The sequence below is a fragment of the Vibrio sp. Vb1018 genome (assembly GCF_033338775.1).
Taxonomy (GTDB): Bacteria; Pseudomonadota; Gammaproteobacteria; order Enterobacterales; family Vibrionaceae; genus Vibrio; species Vibrio alginolyticus.
The window spans coordinates 20,164-44,656 of record NZ_JAWOTI010000016.1 but is presented as its reverse complement, the minus strand read 5'-3'; the positions used below and the strand labels follow the sequence as shown (position 1 = coordinate 44,656).

The following is a 24,493-nucleotide window of genomic DNA, read 5'->3' as shown; positions in this document are numbered from 1 at the left end:
ATGAATGCGAGCCTGCCGAAACTCGACGACCTTGACCGCGCAATATTAAAAACACTGATGGCTGACGCCAGAACGCCCTACGCAGAAATGGCAAAGCAGTTCGATGTCAGCCCTGCCACTATCCATGTGCGTATCGAGAAGATGAAGTCGGCTGACATCATCGAAGGAACGGAGGTGATCATCAATACCAAAAAGCTTGGCTACGATGTGTGCTGCTTTATTGGTATTAACCTCAATGCAGCTCGTGATTACCACTCCGCGTTAGAAAAACTCAACGCGCTCGACGAAGTCGTTGAAGCTTACTACACCACGGGCGCGTATAACATATTCGTCAAATTGATGTGCAAATCGATTGAAGAGCTGCAATTTGTACTGATCGACAAGCTGCAAGCCATTGATGAGGTTCAGTCCACAGAGACATTGATATCGTTGCAGAACCCGATCAACCGCAACGTAAATCCGTAAAATTTTTTATAAAAAATGTACAAAAAAGGCCAACTGAACGGTTGGCCTTGATGTTTTTTGCTCAATTTACGCCGCAATACCCGAATGGCGCAACAGTGCATCGATTTGTGGCTCGCGGCCACGGAAGCGCTTGAACAGCTCCATTGGCTCTTCACTGCCCCCCATTTCTAGAATGTTGTTCAGGAAGCTTAGGCCCGTCTCTTTGTTGAAGATGCCTTCTTCTTCAAAGCGAGAATACGCGTCTGACGACAGCACTTCAGCCCATAGGTAGCTGTAGTAACCCGCACTGTAGCCACCAGCAAAAATATGGCCGAAGCTGTGTGAGAAACGCGCCCATTCAACCGCAGGAACTACCGCGACTTTCTCTTTCACTTTCGCCAGAGTTTCCAGTACACGCGCACCCACTTCTGGGTCATATTCAGTGTGAAGCGTGAAGTCGAACAAGCCGAATTCTAGCTGACGCAAAATACCCATCGCAGATTGGAAGTTTTTCGCTGCGAGCATTTTGTCTAGCATCGCTTTCGGTAGCGGCTCACCTGTCTCATAGTGACCAGAAATGAACGCCAGCGCGTCCTCTTCCCAACACCAGTTTTCTAGGAACTGACTTGGTAGCTCAACCGCATCCCAAGGCACGCCATTAATACCTGAAACAGCACCTGTATCAACTTGCGTCAACATGTGGTGGATTCCATGACCAAACTCATGGAATAGCGTCACGACTTCATCGTGCGTGAACAGTGCTGGTTTGTCGCCCACTGGACGGTTGAAGTTACACGTTAGATACGCAACCGGCGTTTGCAGCTCGCCAGATAGCGTAACGCGACGACCACGACAATCATCCATCCACGCGCCGCCACGTTTGTGTTCACGAGCGTAGAGATCTAGGTAGAAACTGCCACGGAGTGTGCCTTCAGCATCAAAGATATCGAAAAAGCGCACGGACTCATGCCAAGTGTCTACGCCTTCGCGCTCAGTAACGGTCATGCCAAACACGCGGTTTAGCACTTCAAACAGACCGCTCACGACTTTTGACTCTGGGAAGTACGGGCGCAGTTCTTCATCCGAAATTTGGAACAGGTGCTGCTTTTGTTTCTCGCTGTAGTAAGCGATATCCCAAACGTTCAGCTCTTCAACACCAAACTCACTTTTCGCAAACTGACGTAACTCTTCGACTTCACGTTCACCTTGCGGTTTCGCTCGTGTCGCTAGGTCATTCAGGAAGCCCAGCACTTGATCCGGCGTTTCAGCCATCTTTGTTGCTAACGACTTTTCACTGTAAGTATTGAAACCTAGCATACGTGAAATTTCATGGCGCAGTTTTAGCTGCTCAGTAATGATTTCTGAGTTATCCCATTTGCCTGCGTTTGGACCTCGATCAGAAGCGCGCGTCACGTACGCTTCGTACACTTCTTTACGCAACTCTTGGTTATCGCAGTACGTCATGACAGGTAGGTAAGATGGGATATCTAGCGTAATTAGGTAACCATCTAACTCTTTTGCTTCTGCGGCAGCTTTCGCTGCTGCCAGCGCCGATTCTGGCATACCTGCTAGGTCTTTCTCGTCTGTGATGTGCTTGGTCCAACCCATGGTGGCATCCAGCACATTGTTAGAGAATTTAGAGCTCAGCTCAGACATACGTTTGCTGATCTCGCCGTAACGGTGCTGCTCATCGGATGGCAAACCAATGCCTGATAACTCGAAATCACGCAGTGCATCAGTGATGGTTTTCTGCTGGGCACGAGTTAACGTTGCAAATTCTTCGCTCGCTTTGATGGTTTTGTACGCTTCGTACAACCCTTTGTGCTGACCAACCCAAGTGCCGTACTCTGACAAAATTGGTAGGCAACTTTCGTAAGCTTCACGTAGCTCTTCGCTGTTCACTACCGAGTTAATGTGACCCACTGGCGACCAGATGCGGCTTAAGCGATCATCCGCTTCTTCAATTGGCGCAATCACACTGTCCCAAGTTGGGTGAGCGTTGTCTTGTAGAACTTCATCGATTTTTGCTCGGCAGTCAGCAATCGCTTGCTCAACGGCAGGCTTGATGTGTTCTGGTTTAATTTGAGAAAACGGAGGTAGGTCCGTAAACGTCAGAAGAGGATTAGACATGAATAATTCCTTTTGTGTTTTGACTCTGTGATTGCCTGTCTATTTTGTGTAGATAGGCCAACTCAATGTACAGACGAGCCAGCAACATGGATTGGGGGAGCTCCGTTCCCTTTCTCTATGCCGCGATGACCATCTTATAGTCAACCAGCGCTACTCTGTCCTTGAGTCTTGTTATACCTAAATGAGATTTCACACCCTTTTGAGTGCGAGAAACTTACCTAGTTCAATTCGATTACCAATAGTAAGTGTGGGTGACTTAAAGAAATTTCAATAGCGTCCCCTTATCAGAGGAACAGATTTGATTGGAAGTTCTACATCTTTAAGTTACTTGAGTATAATACCGCCATAGAGTGAAAATCACAGACCACACTCAGCCAAAGAGTGTTTCGAGAGTTTAATTTGTTAAGTTACCGCCACAGCTTCCACGCTGGCAACCATGCCGACGTGGTCAAACACATCGTTCAAAGCCTCATTCTTGATGCGCTGAAACAAAAAGATAAGCCATTCGTTTATCACGATACCCACTCGGGTGTAGGCCGTTACGATCTGACTCACGAATGGTCTGAAAAAACGGGCGAATACAAACAAGGCATCGCACGTATTTGGGATAACCCAAGCATTCCTGAAGACATCAAAAGCTACATCGATGCCATTAAAGTGCTCAACAACGGCGAGAAGCTGCGTTACTACCCAGGCTCACCACGTGTGGCGCGCGCGCAAATCCGCCCACAAGATCGCATGGTGCTGACCGAGTTGCACCCGGCCGATCACCCATTGTTAGAGCAAGAATTCCATCGTGATCGCCAAGTGAGCATCTTCAAAGAAGACGGATTCCAACGCCTCAAAGCAAGCCTACCGCCACAAGAGCGTCGTGGTTTGGTGCTGATTGACCCACCATACGAACTCGCGAAAGAGTACCGCGATGTGGTACGAGCGATTCATCAGAGCCATAAACGTTGGGCAACCGGTATCTACGCGATTTGGTACCCAGTGGTAAACCGTCACGACATCGAAGATATGATCGAAGGCTTGGAAGCACTGGGCATTCGTAAAATTCTGCAAATCGAGTTAGGTGTTGCACCAGATACCAACGAGCGCGGCATGACGGCATCCGGCATGATTGTGATTAACCCGCCCTGGAAACTGGAAAGCCAGATGAAAGAGATTCTGCCATTCCTGCAAGACGCGATCGCACCAGCAACTGGCCACTGGAAAGTGGACTGGATTGTGCCAGAGTAAGCACTTCAGTACCGATATCTTCAAGCGCAACGATATTCTCGTTGCGCTTTTTTATGCTCTCACCTTCTCCCTCCAGTCGTGCTTATTCTTCTTTTTGTGCCTCTCATCGCTATTTGTCATAAGTATTGTCGCTTTTTCCCATTTAGGAATTAGTCGAATTCGATTTATGATAGTGGGATAACGGTGGCATTGAGTTCGGACAAGGTCATCCCAATCTATCTATGTACCAGATAAAATTTATAAGCTCTTGGAGAAAGTAATGGCGACTCATTTTGACTATATCTGTATCGGTGGCGGCAGTGGCGGCATCGCATCTGCAAACCGTGCGGCGATGTACGGCGCGAAAGTTGCGCTAATCGAAGCTCAAGACCTTGGCGGTACCTGTGTCAACGTAGGTTGTGTACCGAAAAAAGTGATGTGGCATGGCGCGCAAATCGCAGAAGCAATGAACCTGTACGCAGAAGATTACGGTTTTGATGTCGACGTGAAAGGTTTCGACTGGAGCAAACTGGTTGAGAGCCGTCAGGCATACATCGGTCGTATTCACCAATCTTACGATCGCGTTCTTGGCAACAACAAAGTAAACGTGATTAAAGGCTTTGCTAAGTTTGTTGACGAAAAAACTGTCGAAGTAAACGGTGAACACTACACAGCAGATCACATCCTGATCGCGGTTGGTGGTCGTCCTACTATTCCAAACATTCCAGGCGCTGAATACGGCATCGATTCAAACGGCTTCTTCGACCTAGCAGAGCAACCAAAACGCGTTGCGGTTGTGGGCGCTGGCTACATCGCAGTTGAAATTGCTGGCGTACTGCACGCGCTAGGTACAGAAACGCACCTGTTCGTACGTAAAGAGTCACCACTGCGTAGCTTCGATCCAATGATCATCGATACGTTGGTTGAAGTGATGGACGCAGAAGGTCCAAAACTGCACACCCACTCTGTACCAAAAGAAGTGGTAAAAGAAGCCGATGGCAGCCTAACTCTGCACCTAGAAAACGGTGAAAGCCAAAACGTTGACCAACTGATTTGGGCAATCGGTCGTCACCCTGCGACAGACGCAATCAACCTAGCGTCAACCGGTGTGGCAACGAACGAAAAAGGCTACATCAAGGTAGACGAATACCAAGAAACCAACGTGAAAGGCATCTACTGTGTGGGTGACATCATGGAAGGCGGTATCGAGCTAACGCCAGTAGCAGTGAAAGCGGGTCGTCAACTTTCTGAGCGTTTGTTCAACAACAAACCAAACGCGAAGATGGACTACGATTTGGTACCAACTGTGGTATTTAGCCACCCACCAATCGGCACTATCGGTCTAACGACGCAAGAAGCGGAAGAGAAGTACGGCAAAGACAATATCAAAGTCTACACGTCTGGCTTTACGGCGATGTACACCGCCGTTACTAAGCACCGTCAACCATGTAAGATGAAGCTTGTATGTGCGGGCGAAGAAGAAACGGTTGTTGGTCTGCACGGCATCGGTTTCACGGTAGATGAAATGATCCAAGGCTTCGGCGTAGCAATGAAGATGGGCGCAACCAAAGCAGACTTCGACTCTGTTGTGGCTATCCACCCAACGGGCTCTGAAGAGTTCGTAACGATGCGTTAATTACGCGCTAATCGCATTGCTGATTTCAGCGAATCATTTGAAAAGGTCATCTTAGGATGACCTTTTTTTGTTATCCCATGCTTAACTCGCATTCTCTAATAATGTGCGAATAAACTCGGCTTTAATAGCACTCTCCTGCTTACCATCATGAATCAGACACAAGTCTGCACACAGTGACTCTTTCAGCTTGATAAAACGAATCCCATGCCAATGATGCTGAGAAAACGTCGACGGAACCAACGTCACGGTATTGCTGTTTGCTACATATGCCATCAAGGTGCTTGGCTCCACCACTTGTTTGCCAATATGGGGTGAAAAGCCTTCTTGCAGACAGGCATTGATGATGAAGTTTGCCGAGGCAGAATTCGCCAAACTCATAAACGCAAACTCACACGCCTTTAAATCTTGGAGCCGCAGCAAAGATTTGCTGGCTAACTCATGTTGCTCCGACACCGCCACCACAAACACATCTTTGCCCAAAGATACCGACTGATACGGATAAATGTTGAGTGCATCAGCAAAACGCACAATGCCCACATCGATTTTCTTCTCGCTCAGATGCTTCTTTTGCGTCTCTGGGTTAAGGTCAAAAATGTCGGCGTGATAAGTGTCATGCTCAGCATGGAAGCGCTGTAACAGACGATCAAATCCGCCCCAAAATGCGCTACTTACCACACCAACTCGCAAGATGTTTCTCTGGTTCAAACCCACTTGCTGCACTTGATTGAGTGAGACATCCAAGGTCTGAAAAATCAGTTGGCATTTGGACTCCAACAATCGCCCGGCCTCCGTCAGCATGACGTTTCTTGAATCACGCTCAAACAGTTTGACGTTAAGCACCTCTTCCAACTCTTTGATGCGATTGCTCAACGGCGAATTGGTGATATTGAGGTTCTCGGCCGCCTTAGTGAAATGCTTGGTTTGTGCGACCTCGTAAAAGTAACGCAGCATCTTCAGCGTCACGCGCTCAAATGGTTCTGACTTCATGCATTGAGTCCTAGCGAATTTCATCATCCTCTTTTTGAGGATGATAGTAGCGAATAAAGCAAAGATAACCAGCGCAGAAAGTCACACAATGGAATCAACACACAACCAGAAGGTGACTAACATGAATCACGATCCAGTAATCGGCGCGCTACAAACCATTCGCGAACGCAAACCAAACTTCCAACCTAAAGCGGCGTTTATTTTAGGCTCTGGCTTAGGCGTATTGGCAGACGAGCTACAAGACAAAGTGGTCATTCCATACGAAGAGCTCGAAGGCTTTCCGATTAGCACCGTGCAAGGCCACTCTGGTGAGTTGGTGCTTGGTACCATGGGCGGCGTAGACGTAGTGTGCATGAAAGGTCGCGGTCACTACTACGAACACGGTTCAATGAAGGTCATGACAACGCCCGTGCGCACCTTTAAAAAGCTGGGCTGTGAGTTTCTGCTCGTCACCAACGCGGCAGGCTCACTTCGCCCTGAACGCATCGACGTCGGTTCTCTGGTGGTATTTCATGACCACATCAATACCATGCCTGAATCGCCAATGATCGGTCCGAATGATGAAGAGTACGGCCCGAGGTTCTTCAGCCTCGCCAATGCGTACGACAAAGACCTGCGCGCAGAAGCGTTTGAAGTCGGCAAAGCCAATGGCATTCACCTGAATGAAGGTGTGTTTGTCTCTTACACAGGCCCCAACTTTGAGACCGCAGCCGAAATCCGCATGATGCAAATCATCGGTGGTGATGTGGTGGGCATGTCGGTCGTGCCAGAAGTGATTTCTGCGGCGCATTGCGGCTTACCCGTATTGGCAGTGTGTGCGATCACCAACATGGCAGAAGGCTTGGGAGATGTAGAATTGTCTCACGCCCAAACATTGAAGTGCGCGAAGCTAGCCGAAGCAGATTTCATTCGCTTTATTAAGCGCTTTATGAAGCATCACTTCTAAAGCCGTTTCATTCCAAAAGCAAAAGGGTCATCAAGTAACTTGATGACCCTTTTTCGTATCACTTTTTCTAACGTTCGGGGGTATTTCGGAGCCGTTTGTGCGTTTTACTTAACTGCGCGAACCAATTCAGCAATACCTTCCCAATCGCCGTTGTCCATCATTGCGGTTGGCACCATCCACGTACCGCCACAAGCTACAACCGATTTCAGCGCTAGGTAATCTTCCACGTTGGATGGGCTTACACCACCTGTTGGCATGAATTCCACTGGGTAAACTGCCGTTAGTGCTTTCAACATGTTTACGCCGCCTGATGGCTCAGCAGGGAAGAACTTCAACGTACGCAGACCCATTTCCATCGCTTGCTCAACCAAGCTTGGGTTGTTTACACCCGGTACGATAGTCACGCCACGTTGCTGACAGTATTTCACTGTGGTTGGGTTGAAGCCTGGGCTAACGATAAAGTCCACGCCCGCTTCGATGGCGATATCCACTTGTTCTGTGGTCAGAACGGTGCCCGCGCCAATCAACAGTTCTGGGTACGCTTCACGCATGATGCGAATCGACTCCGCCGCCGCTTCGGTGCGGAATGTCACTTCCGCACATGGTAAACCGTTTTCTACCAACACTTTTGCCAGTGGCAGAGCATGTGCTACGTCGTTGATTGCGATAACTGGGACGATTTTGATTTCTCTTAATCGTTGTTCAAGTGTTGTCATGGGGAACCTCTAAAGAATAAAGCTTAATGTTGCGACGATAATAAACGCGATACCGCCAAGTAACGTTTCCATTACCGTCCAAGTTTTTAATGTGGTTTTCTCATCCATCTCAAGCAGACGAGAGACCAACCAGAAACCAGAGTCATTGAAGTGAGACAGTACCGTTGCACCACCCGCAATCGCGATTACGATAAAGCAAAGGTCGAGTTCACTCAAACCTGTTGATGCTGCCACAACCGGCGCGATAAGAGCCGCCGTGGTGGTTAGCGCTACGGTTGCCGAGCCTTGAGCAACACGCAGACAGGTTGAAATCACAAACGCCGCCACAATCACAGGCATACCTGTGTCTGTAAGAACGTCAGCCAGTGCATCACCAATACCGCTTGAGCGCAGTACGCCGCCAAACATGCCACCTGCACCCGTTACTAGGATAACACCACAGATAGGAGCCAATGACTCACCACATAATTTTTCTAGTTTTGCCATGCCGTAGTCTTTGGCAAACACAGCCAGACAGACAATCAAAGTGATCAGCAACGCAACTGGGGTTTTACCTAGCATGCGTAGGAACTCAACCAGTGCCGTTTTGCCATCAATCACACCCGCAACCGCCAGTGTGTTCAATACCGTATCCAAACAGATTAGCAGGACTGGCAGCACAAGGATGGTCATAACCGTGCCAAATTTTGGTGCGTTGCGCTCATCCACCATCGCTTCGCCATTAAAGAAGGCTTTAGATAGTGGGATATCGAATTTTTTGCCCGCGTACAAACCAAATAGGTAAGCGCCAAGGTACCAAGTTGGAATAGCAACCAGAATACCCACCACCAATAGCAGACCGATGTTTGCGCCAAGGAATTCTGCCGCTGCAACCGGACCTGGGTGTGGTGGAACAAACGCGTGCATAACCGCAAAAGCACCGGCTGCTGGCAACGCGTATTTAATTGGTGAGCCACCAAAACGAGCCGCCACACTTAGGATGATTGGCATCATCACTACAAGGCCTGCATCGAAGAAGATTGGGAAGCCAAACAGTAATGAAGCGACGCCCAAAGCAAATGGTGCGCGCTCTTTACCAAAGCGACCAATCAAAGTGTCTGCCAGCACTTTCGCACCGCCAGTCACTTCAAGAATTTTACCGATCATCGCACCAAGACCAACCAGCAATGCCACGGAAGCCAGAGTACCGCCGAAGCCACCCATCATGGTCGATACGACTTTCTCTGAAGGAACGCCAGTGGCGATTGCCGTACCTAAACTCACCATAGTAAGGGAAGCAAAAGCATGGACTTTCAGTTTAATGATCAGAACGAGTAACGCTGCAATGGCAAGGCCTGCAATCGTCAGTAGGAACGTAGGATCTGGGGTTAGGGTTAATTGCTCCATAGGTTCACCTTTAAGAATTATTGTTTGTGTTATGGTTCACATTTATTTCAGTTACCGGTAACATGTTACCGATAACATGAATAAGATAAACCCATATTTTAAAGTGAATTCAAAAATTGAGATCACGCGCAAATTTGGTTATGAGGATAAGTTATGGCTGGTAGTAGTGTCATCGTTATGGGCGTTTGTGCTAGTGGTAAAAGCACAATTGGTGAGCATCTAGCGAAAAAGCTAGGGCGTAAATTCATTGATGGTGATGATCTTCATCCACGAGCGAACATTCAGAAAATGGCATCGGGCCAGCCTCTGAACGATGATGATCGCAAGCCATGGCTAGAACGCATTCGTGATGCGGCGTACAGCCTAGAAAGCAAAAACGAACACGGCATTATTGTCTGTTCAGCACTGAAAAAGATTTACCGCGATCAGATCCGCGAAGGTAACAACAACGTGACCTTCTTGTTCCTTGATGGCGATATGGAGTTGATCCTTAATCGCATGCGTATGCGCAAAGGCCACTTCATGAAAGAAAACATGGTGAAGAGCCAATTCGAGACACTAGAGCGCCCAGACAACGAGCCTCAAACTCTGATCGTCAGTATCGACGGAGACATCAGCGACGTGGTGGAACGCTCTGCTACTGAGCTAATCAAAATGCAAGCGATCGAGGTGGCGTAATGACTCACTCTGTTGTTATTGAGGTCACACAACGCTTGACCGAGCGCAGCCGCGAAGCGCGCGCTGCCTTTCTTGCTCGCACCGAAGTGCAAGCCGAAGCGGGCAAAGGCCGCGTTGGTTTATCTTGTGGTAACTTAGCCCATGCAGTCGCCGCTTCTTGCTCTTCTGAAAAGAAAAATATTCTCGATTTTACTCATGCCAATGTCGCGCTGATCAGCGCCTACAACGACATGTTGAGCGCCCACCAGCCGTACCAAGATTACCCAGTGCAAATCAAACAAGTGCTGGCGGACTACGGCCATACAGCGCAAGTCGCAGGTTGTGTGCCAGCGATGTGCGATGGGGTAACTCAAGGTCAAGCAGGCATGGATATGTCGCTGTTTTCGCGTGACTTAATTGCGCAATCAACGGCGTTGTCTTTGAGCCACAATGTCTTTGATGCCACATTACTGCTTGGTATCTGTGACAAAATCGCCCCGGGGCAACTGATGGGCGCGCTGTCTTACGCGCATCTACCGACTGCGTTTGTACCAGCGGGGCTGATGGCAACAGGCATCAGCAATGAAGAGAAAGTCGACGTGCGCCAAAAATACGCAGCGGGTGAAGTCGGCAAAGACGCTCTGCTGGATATGGAGTGTCGCGCTTACCACTCTGCGGGGACGTGTACGTTTTACGGCACAGCCAACACCAACCAGTTGGTGTTCGAAGCCATGGGCTTGATGCTGCCAGGTTCGGCATTCATCCATCCCCATACCCAACTGCGTAAAGCGTTAACCGATCACGCCGCTCTGAAAATCGCCTCAATGACGGCGGGTTCTGCACACTTCCGTCCGTTGGCAGAAGTGGTCACAGAAAAGAGCTTGGTCAACGGCATCATCGCTCTACTTGCATCTGGCGGCAGCACCAATCACACCATTCATATGATCGCCGTGGCACGTGCTGCTGGCATCTTGCTCACGTGGCAAGACATCAGCGATCTTTCGGATGTGGTTCCTTTGTTAGCTCGCGTTTACCCGAACGGCCCAGCCGATATGAACGCGTTCCAAGACGCGGGTGGCGTGCCTGCGTTATTGCACCGCTTGAACCAATCCGGGCTTTTGCATCGCGATGTGAAACCCGTGTTTGGTGAATTTGAAGACCAAATGACGCTACCGAGTCTTGTCGATGGACAACTGACTTGGACACCGTGCCAAGGCAGCCAAGACGGTGACGTGATCGCCAAACCGGACGCCACTTTCCAAAACACTGGCGGCACTCGCGTACTGACTGGCAACTTGGGCAAAGCCGTGGTGAAAGTGTCTGCGGTGAAAGAAGAGCAACGCGTGATTGTGGCACCAGCGATCGTATTCCAATGCCAACACGAAGTGGAAGCCGCGTACAAACGTGGCGAGCTGAACAAAGACTGCATCGTTGTGGTCACACACAACGGCCCAGCGGCAAACGGCATGCCTGAACTGCACAAGCTGATGCCAATTTTAGGTAACGTGCAAAAAGCGGGCTTTAAAGTGGCGCTAGTGACTGACGGTCGTTTATCTGGCGCGTCAGGTAAAATTCCGTCTGCGATTCATGTTTCTCCAGAAGCCATTCGTGGTGGCGCGATTGGTTTAGTGCGCAACGGTGATTTGATTCGCCTTGATTGTCAAACGGGCGAACTGAACAACTTAAGCGACACCACTGGTCGCGAGTTGATTCATTTCGATACCGAATCGACCCAACAAACTTGGGGACGAGGCTTGTTTAGCGTGATCCGCCAAAACGTATCGAGTGCAGAAGAAGGCGCAAGCTTTATTGTTTAAGGCGAGAAGAAAGACCTCGTCGTTCCGACGAGCCTAGGCGAGATCAGGAATTTAATATCAACGTGCTGTGAAGACAGAGAAAACACCTCTGCCACAGCACTTTTTTGTTGGTAGATTCTGAATCACGCTCGTCCCTCGCTGTTCAGAATGACGAGCTTTGGGATTGGCCTCAGTTCTTTCTAAAAAACGAATGAATCCGTCATTCCGGCGAGCCTAGGCGAGATCAGGAATCTAATATCAACGAGCTGTGAAGCCAGAGAAAATCCCCTCTGCCACTGCACTTTTTGTTGGTAGATTCTGAATCACACTCGTTCCTCGCTATTCAGAATGGCAAGCTTTGGAGTTGGCCTCGGTTCTTTCTAGAAACGAATGAATCCGTCATTCCGACGAGCCTAAGCAAAATCAGGAATTTAATATCAGCGTGCTGTGAAGCCAGAGAAAACCCCTCTCCCACAGCACTTTTTGTTGGTAGATTCTGAATCACACTCGTCCCTCGCTGTTTAGAATGACGAGCTTTGGGATTGGTCACTGCTCTTTCTAAAAAACGAATGAATCCGTCATTCCGACGAGCCTAAGCAATATCAGGAATCTACTATCAAGGTGCTGTGAAGCCAGAAAAAACACTTCTGCCACTGCACTTTTTGTTGGTAGATTCTGAATCACGCTCGTCCCTCGCTGTTCAGAATGACGAGCTTTGGGATTGGCCTCGGTTCTTTCTAAAAAACGAATGAATCCGTCATTCCGACGAGCCTAGGCGAGATCAGGAATCTAATAGCAAAATGCTGTGAAGTCAGAGAAACCCCCTCTACCACAGCACTTTTTGTTGGTAGATTCTGAATCACGCTCGTCCCTCGCTGTCCAGAATGACGAGCTTTGGGATTGGCCACTGCTCTTTCTAAAAAATGAATCCGTCAGTTCGACGAGCCTAGACGAGATCAGGAATCTACTATCAACGTGCTGTGAAGCCAGAGAAAACTCCTCTACCACTGCACTTTTTGTTGGTAGATTCTGAATCACACTCGTCCCTCGCTGTTCAGAATGACGAGCTTTGGGATTGGCCACTGCTCTTTCTAAAAAAATGAATCCGTCATTCCGACGAGCCTAAGCAAGATTAGGAATCTACTATCAACGTGTTGTGAAGCTAGAGAAAACTCCTCTGCCACTGCACTTTTTGTTGGTAGATTCTGAATCACGCTCGTCCCTCGCTGTTCAGAATGACGAGCTTTGGGATTAGCCTCAGTTCTTTCTAAAAAACGAATGAATCCGTCATTCCGACGAGCCTAGGCGAGATCAGGAATCTAATATCAAAATGCTGTGAAGCCAGAGAAAACCCCTCTTCCACAGCACTTTTTGTTGATAGATTCTGAATCACGCTCGTCTCTTGCTGTTCAAAATGACGAACTTTAGGATTGGCCTCTGTTCTTTTTAAAAATGAATGAGTCCGTCATTCCGACGAGCCTAGGCGAGATCAGGAATCTAATATCAAGGTGCTGTGAAGCCAGAGAACCCCCCTCTTCCACAGCACTTTTTGTTGGTAGATTCTGAATCACGCTCGTCTCTTGCTGCTCAGAATGACGATATCTAGCATTCAGTAAATTACATCAAGCGGTCTTCATCACTACGACCGCAGCAATCACCACAAAGATACCAAACCAGCCGATTGGTTTGAGTTTCTGCTTAAACAGCAAGGCTCCACCCACTGCGGTACCCAAGATACCGATCGCACCCCAAGAGGCATAAGCAATGGCTAAGTCGATCTCTTTCACCGCTTGTGCCAACAGCGTGAATGCTGTCAGTACCAACACAATCGCCGCAATGCCCCAGCCTTTATATTTAAAACCTTTTGAGCGTGTCAGAGCCATATTGGCCATGATATCGACCAAGGCAGCCATCACGACAAATCCAAATGACATCGTAAAAAATTGACTCATGATTCGCACCTTGTACTAGTAGAAAATGAACGTTCTTTTGCCGATTTATCGGCATTTTTCTTGGCGTGAGGTTGACCATGTGATTCCCCTAAGGTCACACACACAATGCCAACAACGGCTAACATCAAACCAAACAACTCTTGATGGTTTAAGTTGGCATCAAAGGCGATGATCGACACCACGGTGATCAACGAGATACCTAACCCTTCCCAGACAGCGTATGCCACACCGATAGATATTTTCTTCGCGGCAAATGCGAGGAAGTAGTAAGAGATTGCGATCAGCACATACATTACGATGTAGCCCCACCACCCGTGCCCTTGTCCGATAAGAGACATAGTGCTGGTGCCAGCCACTTCGGCAACGATGGCGAGCAATAAAAATAGACGTGCAACTAGCATGATTAATCCTCCATCAGAAATTAAAAAAATGCATAACGGAGAATGGTGAATGCCGCGTACCTGTATCGACATTCAAAAAGTTAAAAAGATAAAAATGAGCCACTTCTCCTGACTATTTGAGATAAGGTTAGCGCTGGGTAGGAAAAAGAGACAGGTAATTGAGATATTCATTTTTGAATATCTTAAGAAATAAGTTGTCTATGTAATCACACAACATTGATAAGGTTAAAGCATCTGCTCTCTCATTCAGCGGATGCCATCAGGTGACGTCACTGCGTAAAAATCAGCGGCGTATTGAGGGTTTGTCGCACCACTTTATGTAGGTGTCTGTGCAAAGGATGGTTGCGGTTGGTTTGAAGGAAACCGCCAGAGACAACAAACTGGCTAAACTCACGATTAACGGGTGGCATTGCGTAAGAGGCGAGTTCTGGCATCAACAATGCCGAGCTTTGACTGGCATACATAATCGCGTCGGTTTCTTGCAACATTTGGCAAGCCAAACGCAAATTATAGGACTTCAGTAACACTACTGGCTCATACCCCATGCGTCGATACTCGGACTCCACGGTACAAAGCGGTTTATATGACGCGGGCGCAGGCAAAGAGACAAGTGGTAGTTTGGACACCGTGTCCCAATCATTGCTGACTTTCGACAACGTTGGGTGGTTTTTGCGCGCCAAAATCACTCGTTTTTCAACGAATAACGGGCGCATGTAAATGTCTTTCGACAGCTCGGTCTCTTGGTCAAGAATGCAGTAATCGTGCTCGCCTTCTAACATTTCATCGTGCGAGTAAGTATTCCAGCTGGAAAAGGCAAAGTGCGCTTTGGGAAAGGCTCGATGACAACCAGTGAGCAGTCGCTGCCCTTGTTCATCCATCAAATAAGGGTCAGTTACAATCGCGATCTGCCCTTGGTATTGCAGCGGGTCGAACACTTCAAATTCTTGCACCACTTTTTCCAGTGGTGCAACCATATTGTCGAACTCGGCGGCGAGACGAATCGCCATGGGTGATGGCTCTACCCCATGTGCTTTACGCACAAAAAGCGGGTCATCAAACACTTGCTTCAACTTCATCACGCCGCGGCTGGCGCTCGGTTGAGAAATGCCAAGCTGCATTGCGGCCAGCTTGATGCTGCGGTTTTCCACCACGGCTTTTAATAAACGCATTAAGTTGAGATCCAATGCATCCAGCTGATGTGCCATACCCTAACCTACCAATACCATTGATGAGCGAATACAAAGAGCAGTTAACAATTAGTTAAACACTCTCTCCCGACGTGATCTGATACCCCATATCGAAGACTTTTTCTTCTTGCGTTTCGCCTTTCAGGCGCGCAATTAATAGCTCTGCGCTCTTTACACCAATTTGGAAACGCGGCGTATCAACGCTGGTCAGTTTCGGGCTGATGGTTTGACCGATATCCAGCGCGTTATAGCCCGCCACTGCCAATTGCTGTGGAACTTGAATGCCACGTTGCTGCGCACTCAGCATGGAGCCAATTGCGATGTCATCGTTGGTACAGAACACCCCATCGAGCGTTGGGTGCATTTCCAGTGCGCGTTCGAGCAAATCATGCGCTAAAGAAAAACTAGAATGATCACCAGTTAATACATGTTTGGGTTCTAGCCCTGCTTCTGTCATCGCGCGATCGTAACCTTGCATCCGCAATTTGGTTCGCGTATCCAGACGCGCGCCAAAATAGACGATTGTACGCTTCCCCGTATCTAGCATCTGCTTAACCACGGTGTACGACGCATCTTCATGATCGAGTCCAACCGCCATATCAATCGGCTCCGATGGCAGTTCCATGGTTTCGACCACCGGAATGCCAGCATTTTTGATCATCTGTAATGTACGCGGCGTGTGATGGCTTTCAGTTAGAATAAGCCCATCGACTTGATAAGAGAGTAATGACGCGATCTTGCGCTCTTCTTCAAGCTCATCGTAGCTAAAATGCGCTAAAAGCGTCTCATAGCCATTGGCTTTGGTCACCATCTCTATGCCCTGAACAAAGGAAGCAAAAATTTGGTTGGACAAAGACGGCAGTAAAATACCAATGGCTTTACTGGAGGACTTTGACAACATCGCCGGTGCACGGTTTTCGATGTAACCCATCTCTTCAATCGCAGTCGCAATCTTGGCCCGAGTCTTTTCTGCCACCGATTCAGGGTTACGCATATAGCGTGAAACGGTCATCTTCGTGACGCCAACCTGGTCTGCGACATCCTGCAATGTCGTACGAGTTTTCTTATTCTGTTGAGCCATAAATATGTGATTTATCAGTAATGTTACAAGTAACATTATGACGAATAGACTCTCTGCCGACAAGCTCAGTGAAAATAATTCGCAAAATCATGACGTTATTACTCCATTAGCCATCAAATTGCGTTTCATGGATTGTGAATCAAAACCGAATAAATAAATGACATTTATATCAAAGTTCTTATAAAATGCCGTACCTAAAAGAATAAGACATTAGTCACAGTGCAGTTAGGCTCTAGCGAAACCCAGATTTACTACCACCTGCTTGATCTGGACGACTCCCAAAAGCAGCAATACCTCCAAGCATTGCAACGAAGTCAACCTGAGCTGTATCGACAACTCGTTCCTCTTTTAGCCAACGAGACACCGGAAGAACAACTAACGCAGTTACTTTATTTTGGTGCTCATCAGGCTACGAACCAAGACGTCGATCTAAGCGGAGAAATCATCAGTAAGTACCGCCTAACTCATGAGTTGGGGCGTGGTGGCATGGGTGTCGTATACGCAGCTCTACGTGCAGATGAAACGTTCGAGCAAGATCTGGCTATCAAGTTTATTCAAAGCAATTTGAGCAATGTGTTAGGGCAACGCGCACTCTTCGATGAAGCTCAACTTCTCGCGCGTCTAAACCATCCTTACATCGCGAAAGTGTTTGACGGCGGTCTCCATCAAGATTCGGTTTACATCGTGATGGAGCGGGTGTTTGGTCAAACTTTGGATGAGTATCTATCTGAAAATAAGCTAGAAAAAACGGAGAAGCTGCTGTTGTTTAAGCAGATCTGCCAGGCGATGGAGCACGCCCACCAGCACCAGGTTTTGCATGCCGATCTAAAACCAGAAAATATACTGATTGATCGTAGCAAGCGTCCCAAGCTGCTTGACTTCAACTTGACTCAAAAAGCGCACTCCAACCGAGAACATTCACCCTCAGCGCTGATTGCGTTTAGCCAAAATTTTGCCAGCCCAGAGCAGCAAGCAGGACAGGTTCTAACAGAGCAAAGCGACGTGTACTCCTTAGGCAAAATTCTCGCTTTGATGTTTCCATCACCAACAATTTGGTCTGATGTTTACTGGGTGATAAGGCGCGCAACGCGTCCTGCCACTCAAATGCGATATATCAATGTTCGAGCATTGCGCATTGATATCGAACGAATTATCGAACGCCGTCCAATCGAGCAGAAAAAAAACTGGCCATTGTATAGCGCCTTTCGCTTGGTACAACGACGTCCCCTTGCTTCGGTATTGTCAGGCATCATTGTGCTCTCTGGTGTGTTATTTGGCAGCGCCATGATGCAAAAGAATATCCAGCTGCAACAAGAGAAGAAGATTGCAGAAGATATGATGTACGAAATGACTCGCCTCATCTTCCACGCGAAGGGGCAAAATGTCGAACATCTCTCAGTTAACTCCATGATGGAGTTAACACGAAGGCGGATACTCTCTAACCCAGATATCCCCAAACATATAAAACAAAAAATGTTGTTGGCGATGATGACACCGGTGCCAGAGAAGCACCTAACTACACCAATGAGTTGTCAGCCAAATTGTGCGTCTAAGGACAGCACCAACCAATAAGGCTTAAAACAAGATGTATACACGTTCAGTGGTATTTTGGCTGTCTGCATTGACGGCTACGTCCACGTTGGCAGCAGACGTTTCAGCTGCCACTTCACACCCACCAGCTTCAACCTTGAAGCAAGGCTACTTTATCGACGCCCCAGTGACTGGCCTGTATTACAAAACCAGTTCCAATATCACTGGCGTCACTCAGCAAGGAGCATTTCATTACCAACCCGGTGATGTAATTAGCTTCTTCCTTGGTAACGATGATAAAGGTTATCTGCTGACGACCTTATCAAGCCAAGAAGTGCTGACGCCGACGATGGCGACAACCAAACCTAGCCGCAGCATCAATATGACGCGTCTGCTGCTTTCTCTCGACAGCACGCCTGAGAATCGTGAGGAAATTGTCCTAGCAAACCGTGTGCTGTCTGATCCTCACTTTCAAAGCCAGCTCAAAGGCCTTGATCTCAATTACCTAGATGACGCTAAACGCTACCTCAATCTCGATTGGGTATCTGTCAATGAGGCGATTGAGCACCTAAACGAAAGCCAGCAGTACATTGAAAAAAATTTTTCCTCTGATGAGATCATTTTTGAACCTCGCGACATGACGTTCAAAAACATCGTCATCAAAAAGAAGGATTGGCAAGGCCGCGCTTGTGCTTACGATCTACGCTATCAGCATCATCCCAAATATCGTCCTCCTATTGGTGAAACTCGATTCACCATCACCAAAGACTCATTGATTGAATACCCAAGCATTGGCGATCATTTTCAAGGCTGCTTCCTCTCGATGAAACGCCCTATCACGGAAGATGTCGTCGAACCGATAAGCAAGTTTGCGGATTGGTTTAATATCGTTGGTTGTTCAATCACAGGGTGCACCCGCAACGACTTGAATGGCTTTTCTCTCGAAGACTTCGATGATGAAGGCGACTGGAAGTACCGCTCCGTTGCCCTCAATTTTGATCCGAGCACCGAGTTATTGATGGAAAAAGTACAAGGTCTCGGGCGTAAAAAAAACATCCAACACAATAACCGCACAGAAATGCTCTGGTTTACGTATCCCAATACTAGCGAACACGATATTGACTACCTCGGTGTGTGGCAGCAAACCGAATACCACCAACAGTCCATGACACAATCGTGCCTATTGATGCGCCATCAACAAGTCATGCGACTGCCGCAAAATACGGACACCTGCCCAACCGATATAAGCCTGTACACCCAAGATGTTACCCGCGAATTTTCCGACATGTGGTGGGTCAACAATAGCGCCCCCAAAGCCGAACTCGCGCAAATGAACGTCATGGTACGTTGGTCAACAACCCCATCCGAAATCAATTACACCACCTGGGAATACTTGCCAGCTGGTGCAACTTGGGAGCAAGGCATTTTATATCGCTATCAACAAAATGTTCTGCGCAACCAAGACGGCTCTGATCGCATTGAAACCCACACCATTTCTGAATTTGTCAAAGTGAGCGAGGATGTATAACCATGGCAACAGCAGTAGCACTGACACAAATCATTCAACAATGGCAATCTGGTGATAAACAAGCTGAGAGCGAGCTCTATCAGTTTGCTTATTTACAGTTGCGTAAGATCGCCCAACACGAGCGTGAACGAAATGCAGAAAAGTACGGCACCGACAACAAAGTACTGGCAGACAGCGTCAACAGCACCACGGCATTAATTCATGATGCTTACCTGAAAATGTCCAACTGCGACATGAGTGAAATTGAAACAAAGCGCGATTTCTTTTTGATGGCCGCCAAAGTGATGCGTCAAATCTTGATCGACAACGCACGCTCGCACCAAGCACAAAAGCGTCAACACATTACATTGATGAGAGATGAAGAAGATCGTTTCGAGCAATTGATTATCATGGATAAAGCTCTGGATAGTTTCAGTAGCCGCTATCCACGCCAATCGAGCGCACTCAAACTCAAGTATTTAATGGGCATGAAAAACCAAGAAATCAGTGAGCTACTCGAATGCAGCGCAAGCCTGATAGAGAAAGACCTCAAATTCTCTCGCAGTTGGCTACAATCACGAATGGCGCACACGTAATCATGAACAAAAAGCTTTGGATAATCGGCGCAGTATGCGTCGGTTTGTTCGGTATTTACTTCATTTCAAACAAACACAATTTGGCATCTGTGGAAGACTCGTCAGACAACGCCGACAAGTCAACCCAGCAAGCACATCGTCAATATGAGCGCACATCTTTAGTTGAAGTAAAGCAAGCGTTGACAGATTCTGCGTTGGATCGCACTCATAAAAAAGCGGGAGATGACGCATTTAACTCCGCCCTTTTAGGACAACCAGGCCCTGTTACGAATCCATTTCATACCACAGAAGACAACACGTTTTACGAGTCAGCATTGGGTGATAAGAACAGCCGACCACAAGAGGACCCATCAGAGAATAATAAACCCATCATCAACCTCACTGTGGAACAGCAGCTACAAACCATTATTTATGCTTGGGAGCTGAAACAAAACTCTCCGGTGAGTTATTCGCTCAACCTTAACCAGCTTTTTGAAGACCCAGATGGCGATCTCCTCACCACTCAGATTTGGCTTGAAAACGCCAATGGGTTAAGAGTCCTCAACCAAGGACAAATGATGGTGCAAGGAGCGCCTGAGGAAATAAAAACCACCACATATTTGGCGGTAGCAGCGCGCGATGATTATCACGGTAATAGCGATCATGCATGGGTCACAACGCGCTTTGAGTTACCCGTTATCACACCCGATCAAAATGACACAGAACACTCGTTAGTTGGCGATGTAGTTTATCGCCTAGAGACGACACAAAATCTTGCAGGTATCGCGTACGCGTATGAAGTGGTGTATTGCGAGGCCTTTCAGTTTGAGGGGGGCGAAGTAAGTTATGCCGCCTCACACAACAAACGCCAGTGTCCTGAAAAGGGAGACTTGAAAAAAGTGGGCAAGTACAAAATCAGTGATGACTCGTTGATCGTTTATGTCCAAGGTGTACGCCAAATTTGGACCATCAAAAAAGAATACCCATCTCAGGTTCATGAAGATACTCGGAACTACTTCACCACCGTGTTTGATGGTAAACAATTCGAAAGCTATACCATGCAAAAGAACAAGCAGTCCATGGAAAAGCGCATCAATGTCCACACTGGCGAGTACGAATATCAAGGAACGTTGTTTGACTACCTCTTTCCCATTTCAGGAGGGGGTTACATAAACGGGACTGCTAGCAACTACATATTTGATAGAAGTGTTCAGGGTAACGAACCAGTGCACAAGCTGGACTCTGATCTCAATATGAAATCAAATCAACATGACCTATTTTGTCATGATTATTTATTTTACTGGTACAGCTCTATCGTAGCGGGGCGAGGCGAGTTTGCCGATATTATCTCTAGCTCAATGGATTTTGACGGCGTAAATCCAATACATTGTGCTGAATGGCCAGATAATTACTGGCAACGAACATTTATGTTTTACAACCTTGAATACACAGATTACGACATATTCATTCCAGGCGAAGTCTACAGTTATGTGCTTAAACCTCACCCTCAATTTGCTGATCGCGTTGAGGAATTTAAGATCAACATGATTTATCACGCCCCTGTCCTTAGCGGCACCCAATAAACCTTTTTTACCGGTGGTTATATTAACAAAACAATCATTCCCAAAATAAAACTGGAACCGTGATCAAATTATAAATTTTCCATCATAGACAAAAAATAGAAATAAATTTTACGGGTTTTGTGCGGATTTTCGTGTCTTGAACCTAAGCTCAATAGTCATTAAAAAGACACCACTCTCTTATATCTCACTAGTGAGATATAAAGAAAAAAATAATAAAAAAAGCGACTTTCTCATTCGGAAACGAAACAAGGACAAATAAATAATGAATAAGGTGAGTTTACTAGCAGCGTCAGTGGCTATCGCTCTTACAGGCTGTGGCGGTTCAGATGGTGGTTCAAACAGTGCTAACGACGGCGTTGTGATCACAGGTTTTGACGGCTACTTCAAGCATGCCGTTGTTTTTGAAGATACGAACAACAACGGCCAATGGGACACTCAAGAAACATTCCTTGGTCTGACCGATGAGAAAGGTCAACTGAAATTGGATGCAAAACCAGAAAGCACTCTAGCGCTACAGACCATCACACCAAACGGTTCAAAGCAGAAACAGCTCATCGCTTTGGATGCGAAAGAGTACGCTGGCAAATACACGGTTGATATGGATCATCCAGGCCAAGCTATGGCGCACGAAATCGTATTCCGTGCACCAACATCATCAAACGTGATTTCACCTATCACGGATCTTGTGGCGATTGAAATGGCAAAAGATCCAGCCATTAGTGAAGAAGATGCGAAAGCGAAAGTAAACCAAGCGTTAGGAGGCTCAGAAGAAGCACCAATTGATCTGTACAGTGATTTTGTTGAAGGTGCGACAAAAAACGCCGAACTACATAAAACCGCTCAGATTCTGACCGACTCGAAAGCACAAAACCCAACGAACTACGAGAAAAAAGCCACGGAGTTTGCTCAAGCGGCAAACCAAGAAGTGGAACGTCTTGTTGCATCTGGCGAAAACATCAATGACCCAAATCTACGTCCAATCATCACTGACGCGACCCCAGACAGCGACACCTTAGCACCTGAAACGGCAGTTAATAACAAGCTAACCGTAAACAAAATCGTCGAAAAGGCAGCTAAAGATAAGCTAGAAAAACTACCAAAAATCGTACAAGGCGTGGATTTTGATGGCTTAGAGCTAGACATTGAAGGTCTATTTGCAGACAAAGACCAAAACCTTGTGACAACCAAACTGACGCACAACTTTGCAGGCACAGGCATTGAAGTTGTGCAAACTGGCAACCTGATTGTTCTACATCCAACTGCAATCGTAGAGAAAGCTGGTGATTTTGAGATTGTTCTAACGGCGCAAGACATTGATTCGTCAGGTAAGGTTTTGGGTACGGTAAGCACCGTATTTCAGTTCGAAATCGAATCGGCAAACTTACCACCAATGGTTGTAGAAACAGAACAAGCGCGTCTGCAGTCCATCGTTGATGGTTGGTACCTACAACAAGGTGAAGTGTTTGAACAAACACTCGATATTTCTGGTTTGTTCCAAGATAAAGACGGTCAAATTACCGACTACTCAGCGGACTATGTAGACATTGAAGGTCTAACAGTATCTGAGGATGGTAATGCAATTATCACCATTAAAGGCACACCAACAAAAGCAGGTGAAGCTGGAGCAGTACTTGCGATTAGCGCAACAGATGGCCATACCGCGGTACAAATTGCGCTCAGCATGCCAACGGTTATCGAAGGCGTCACGCCACCACCAGTAGTACCGACTTTGGGCTTCACTCACGAGCACTTCAACGGTCAAGAATGGAAAATGGGTAGCTTTGCACAGAAAGATGGTGAAATTGGCTACGCCATGTTGATGCAAGATTCTGAAGGCCTACTATTCTGCTGGGGTTCAAACCACGATGAGATGAATCAAGAGTACAAAGCGAACATCAGTGACTTCCTAAAAGACACATGGGAACACGATGCTTACGCCATTCTTGCCGATCTGGACCAACAAACTGGTTACACTGAATACAACAATAAAGACTGTAACGACGTTGAGCTGAAAGACGGCAAGCTATACAACAGCTACGGCGACGAGTATGAAATGTTGTACCAGCACAAAACCGAGCATAACGGCACTCAAATGATCGTTAAAATATCAGATGATGAGCTGTTCTGGATGGACTCAAGCAATACCCCATTTGCAGAATCACTTTCGGTTGCAGAACACATCAAACACGGCACGGTAGAGCATGACTTGATGGTAGAAAGTAATGGCACAGGCGACGACACAGTCCTGAAATACTCGTCAGGTGCGTACGAATACGACACTGATACTTACAACTACACTTCGTTCATGCCAACAGGATTCCAAACTCCAGGTAATTGGGAAATCCAGAATGATGAAGACCGTGAACTGCTGATTCTAGAAGAAACAGGCTCAGAGTCAGATTACAAAACTCGTCATCGTTACATCAACCGCGATTTTGGTGACTTTTATATTGGTATTCGTTGGAGTAAAGAACAAAACGGTCATGAATCCGCACCGGAATATGGTCTGTACTCTAACAGCAAAGAAGCCATGACAAGCATCGCGAGTTCACTACCGATTTTGGAGCCTGGTGATGATGACTAAAGCAACCATCGTTAACCCTTGCTGTGATAGCGTGCATTTGCGTAGAAGACGCAGAACACTTTGGGAACGATTGGTCGGCATCAAAGAAGTGTATATCTGCTCTAACTGTCACAAAGAAACGCCACTCAAATAGCGATAATATTTGAGACCGCAAAAAAGCCCCGAACTCGGGGCTTT

Annotated in this window: 20 protein-coding genes; 12 read left to right on the top strand and 8 right to left on the bottom strand. The window is 47.3% G+C overall.

Annotation, left to right across the window (positions count from 1 at the left end):
• Nucleotides 1-465: a transcriptional regulator AsnC gene (gene asnC / locus R7Z10_RS16490; RefSeq protein WP_005389595.1), complete on the top strand. Its 465-nt coding sequence runs from the start codon at nucleotides 1-3 to the stop codon at nucleotides 463-465.
• Nucleotides 466-531: 66 nt separating this feature from the next.
• Here asnC and prlC read toward each other — a convergent pair whose 3' ends face one another.
• Nucleotides 532-2,574 (bottom strand): oligopeptidase A, encoded by a 2,043-nt coding sequence (gene prlC / locus R7Z10_RS16485; RefSeq protein ID WP_318105336.1) that lies wholly within the window; start codon nucleotides 2,572-2,574, stop codon nucleotides 532-534.
• Nucleotides 2,575-2,973: 399 nt separating this feature from the next.
• On the opposite strand from prlC, the gene R7Z10_RS16480 reads away from it, so the two are divergent.
• Together R7Z10_RS16480 and gorA are read left to right on the top strand one after the other, a co-directional pair.
• Entirely contained in the window at nucleotides 2,974-3,813 is an 840-nt protein-coding gene (locus R7Z10_RS16480) for a 23S rRNA (adenine(2030)-N(6))-methyltransferase RlmJ (protein WP_005379158.1), read from the top strand.
• Nucleotides 3,814-4,072: 259 nt separating this feature from the next.
• Nucleotides 4,073-5,428, top strand: coding sequence for a glutathione-disulfide reductase (gorA, locus tag R7Z10_RS16475; protein ID WP_005379157.1), 1,356 nt, complete (start codon nucleotides 4,073-4,075; stop codon nucleotides 5,426-5,428).
• Nucleotides 5,429-5,509: 81 nt separating this feature from the next.
• Here gorA and R7Z10_RS16470 read toward each other — a convergent pair whose 3' ends face one another.
• On the bottom strand, nucleotides 5,510-6,415 hold the full coding sequence (locus tag R7Z10_RS16470; RefSeq protein ID WP_017635035.1) for a LysR family transcriptional regulator: 906 nt from the start codon (nucleotides 6,413-6,415) through the stop codon (nucleotides 5,510-5,512).
• A gap of 121 nt (nucleotides 6,416-6,536) precedes the next feature.
• Here R7Z10_RS16470 and xapA point away from each other — a divergent pair, with 121 nt between their 5' ends.
• The gene (gene xapA / locus R7Z10_RS16465; protein ID WP_017635036.1) at nucleotides 6,537-7,361 is read left to right on the top strand and encodes a xanthosine phosphorylase; all 825 of its coding nucleotides are present in this window, start codon (nucleotides 6,537-6,539) and stop codon (nucleotides 7,359-7,361) included.
• Between the two features lie 104 nt (nucleotides 7,362-7,465).
• Here xapA and R7Z10_RS16460 read toward each other — a convergent pair whose 3' ends face one another.
• On the bottom strand, nucleotides 7,466-8,077 hold the full coding sequence (locus R7Z10_RS16460) for a bifunctional 4-hydroxy-2-oxoglutarate aldolase/2-dehydro-3-deoxy-phosphogluconate aldolase (protein WP_005394384.1): 612 nt from the start codon (nucleotides 8,075-8,077) through the stop codon (nucleotides 7,466-7,468).
• 9 nt (nucleotides 8,078-8,086) lie between these two features.
• Nucleotides 8,087-9,463: a GntP family permease gene (locus R7Z10_RS16455; protein ID WP_318105335.1), complete on the bottom strand. Its 1,377-nt coding sequence runs from the start codon at nucleotides 9,461-9,463 to the stop codon at nucleotides 8,087-8,089.
• A 153-nt stretch (nucleotides 9,464-9,616) separates the two neighbouring features.
• On the opposite strand from R7Z10_RS16455, the gene R7Z10_RS16450 reads away from it, so the two are divergent.
• Both R7Z10_RS16450 and edd read left to right on the top strand, forming a co-directional pair.
• Complete coding sequence (locus R7Z10_RS16450; RefSeq protein WP_047103696.1) at nucleotides 9,617-10,141, top strand: gluconokinase; 525 nt, start codon at nucleotides 9,617-9,619, stop codon at nucleotides 10,139-10,141.
• A complete protein-coding gene (gene edd, locus R7Z10_RS16445; RefSeq protein ID WP_151514519.1) occupies nucleotides 10,141-11,937 on the top strand; it encodes a phosphogluconate dehydratase in 1,797 nt (598 codons plus the stop codon). Before R7Z10_RS16450 ends, edd begins: the two co-directional genes overlap by 1 nt.
• Before the next feature lie 1,601 nt (nucleotides 11,938-13,538).
• Here edd and R7Z10_RS16440 read toward each other — a convergent pair.
• The 4 genes from R7Z10_RS16440 to R7Z10_RS16425 all read right to left on the bottom strand — a co-directional run bounded on the left by R7Z10_RS16440 (nucleotide 13,539) and on the right by R7Z10_RS16425 (nucleotide 16,537).
• Entirely contained in the window at nucleotides 13,539-13,868 is a 330-nt protein-coding gene (locus tag R7Z10_RS16440; RefSeq protein WP_005478614.1) for an SMR family transporter, read from the bottom strand.
• Nucleotides 13,865-14,269, bottom strand: coding sequence for an SMR family transporter (locus R7Z10_RS16435; RefSeq protein WP_213869990.1), 405 nt, complete (start codon nucleotides 14,267-14,269; stop codon nucleotides 13,865-13,867). The genes R7Z10_RS16440 and R7Z10_RS16435 overlap by 4 nt, the downstream gene beginning before the upstream one ends.
• 269 nt (nucleotides 14,270-14,538) lie before the next feature.
• Nucleotides 14,539-15,474, bottom strand: a complete 936-nt coding sequence (locus R7Z10_RS16430) for a LysR family transcriptional regulator (RefSeq protein WP_005379132.1) — start codon at nucleotides 15,472-15,474, stop codon at nucleotides 14,539-14,541.
• 55 nt (nucleotides 15,475-15,529) lie between these two features.
• Entirely contained in the window at nucleotides 15,530-16,537 is a 1,008-nt protein-coding gene (locus tag R7Z10_RS16425) for a substrate-binding domain-containing protein (RefSeq protein ID WP_318105333.1), read from the bottom strand.
• Nucleotides 16,538-16,756: 219 nt separating this feature from the next.
• On the opposite strand from R7Z10_RS16425, the gene R7Z10_RS16420 reads away from it, so the two are divergent.
• From R7Z10_RS16420 to R7Z10_RS16395, 6 genes are all read left to right on the top strand, one after another.
• Nucleotides 16,757-18,109, top strand: coding sequence for a serine/threonine-protein kinase (locus tag R7Z10_RS16420; protein ID WP_213910739.1), 1,353 nt, complete (start codon nucleotides 16,757-16,759; stop codon nucleotides 18,107-18,109).
• A 13-nt stretch (nucleotides 18,110-18,122) separates the two neighbouring features.
• On the top strand, nucleotides 18,123-19,595 hold the full coding sequence (locus R7Z10_RS16415; RefSeq protein WP_318076970.1) for a chromosome partitioning protein ParA: 1,473 nt from the start codon (nucleotides 18,123-18,125) through the stop codon (nucleotides 19,593-19,595).
• Between the two features lie 2 nt (nucleotides 19,596-19,597).
• Nucleotides 19,598-20,170 (top strand): sigma-70 family RNA polymerase sigma factor, encoded by a 573-nt coding sequence (locus R7Z10_RS16410; RefSeq protein ID WP_104979902.1) that lies wholly within the window; start codon nucleotides 19,598-19,600, stop codon nucleotides 20,168-20,170.
• A gap of 2 nt (nucleotides 20,171-20,172) precedes the next feature.
• Nucleotides 20,173-21,732 carry a hypothetical protein gene (locus R7Z10_RS16405; RefSeq protein WP_318076969.1) on the top strand — a complete coding sequence of 520 codons (1,560 nt, stop codon included), beginning with the start codon at nucleotides 20,173-20,175 and terminating at the stop codon, nucleotides 21,730-21,732.
• Nucleotides 21,733-21,994: 262 nt separating this feature from the next.
• Nucleotides 21,995-24,316 (top strand): hypothetical protein, encoded by a 2,322-nt coding sequence (locus R7Z10_RS16400; RefSeq protein ID WP_053349775.1) that lies wholly within the window; start codon nucleotides 21,995-21,997, stop codon nucleotides 24,314-24,316.
• Complete coding sequence (locus R7Z10_RS16395) at nucleotides 24,306-24,449, top strand: hypothetical protein (protein ID WP_012841245.1); 144 nt, start codon at nucleotides 24,306-24,308, stop codon at nucleotides 24,447-24,449. Before R7Z10_RS16400 ends, R7Z10_RS16395 begins: the two co-directional genes overlap by 11 nt.
• Nucleotides 24,450-24,493 lie beyond the last annotated feature (44 nt).

Excerpts from the sequence above, each read along its gene's own strand:
- xapA (WP_017635036.1), top strand. The coding sequence starts at position 6,537 with ATGAATCACGATCCAGTAATCGGCGCGCTACAAACCATTCGCGAACGC.
- R7Z10_RS16415 (WP_318076970.1), top strand. The coding sequence starts at position 18,123 with ATGTATACACGTTCAGTGGTATTTTGGCTGTCTGCATTGACGGCTACG.
- R7Z10_RS16405 (WP_318076969.1), top strand. The coding sequence starts at position 20,173 with ATGAACAAAAAGCTTTGGATAATCGGCGCAGTATGCGTCGGTTTGTTC.
- R7Z10_RS16470 (WP_017635035.1), bottom strand. The coding sequence starts at position 6,415 with ATGAAGTCAGAACCATTTGAGCGCGTGACGCTGAAGATGCTGCGTTAC.
- prlC (WP_318105336.1), bottom strand. The coding sequence starts at position 2,574 with ATGTCTAATCCTCTTCTGACGTTTACGGACCTACCTCCGTTTTCTCAA.
- R7Z10_RS16410 (WP_104979902.1), top strand. The coding sequence starts at position 19,598 with ATGGCAACAGCAGTAGCACTGACACAAATCATTCAACAATGGCAATCT.
- R7Z10_RS16450 (WP_047103696.1), top strand. The coding sequence starts at position 9,617 with ATGGCTGGTAGTAGTGTCATCGTTATGGGCGTTTGTGCTAGTGGTAAA.
- edd (WP_151514519.1), top strand. The coding sequence starts at position 10,141 with ATGACTCACTCTGTTGTTATTGAGGTCACACAACGCTTGACCGAGCGC.
- asnC (WP_005389595.1), top strand. The coding sequence starts at position 1 with ATGAATGCGAGCCTGCCGAAACTCGACGACCTTGACCGCGCAATATTA.
- R7Z10_RS16460 (WP_005394384.1), bottom strand. The coding sequence starts at position 8,077 with ATGACAACACTTGAACAACGATTAAGAGAAATCAAAATCGTCCCAGTT.
- R7Z10_RS16425 (WP_318105333.1), bottom strand. The coding sequence starts at position 16,537 with ATGGCTCAACAGAATAAGAAAACTCGTACGACATTGCAGGATGTCGCA.
- R7Z10_RS16440 (WP_005478614.1), bottom strand. The coding sequence starts at position 13,868 with ATGAGTCAATTTTTTACGATGTCATTTGGATTTGTCGTGATGGCTGCC.
- gorA (WP_005379157.1), top strand. The coding sequence starts at position 4,073 with ATGGCGACTCATTTTGACTATATCTGTATCGGTGGCGGCAGTGGCGGC.
- R7Z10_RS16455 (WP_318105335.1), bottom strand. The coding sequence starts at position 9,463 with ATGGAGCAATTAACCCTAACCCCAGATCCTACGTTCCTACTGACGATT.
- R7Z10_RS16395 (WP_012841245.1), top strand. The coding sequence starts at position 24,306 with ATGATGACTAAAGCAACCATCGTTAACCCTTGCTGTGATAGCGTGCAT.
- R7Z10_RS16430 (WP_005379132.1), bottom strand. The coding sequence starts at position 15,474 with ATGGCACATCAGCTGGATGCATTGGATCTCAACTTAATGCGTTTATTA.
- R7Z10_RS16435 (WP_213869990.1), bottom strand. The coding sequence starts at position 14,269 with ATGCTAGTTGCACGTCTATTTTTATTGCTCGCCATCGTTGCCGAAGTG.
- R7Z10_RS16400 (WP_053349775.1), top strand. The coding sequence starts at position 21,995 with ATGAATAAGGTGAGTTTACTAGCAGCGTCAGTGGCTATCGCTCTTACA.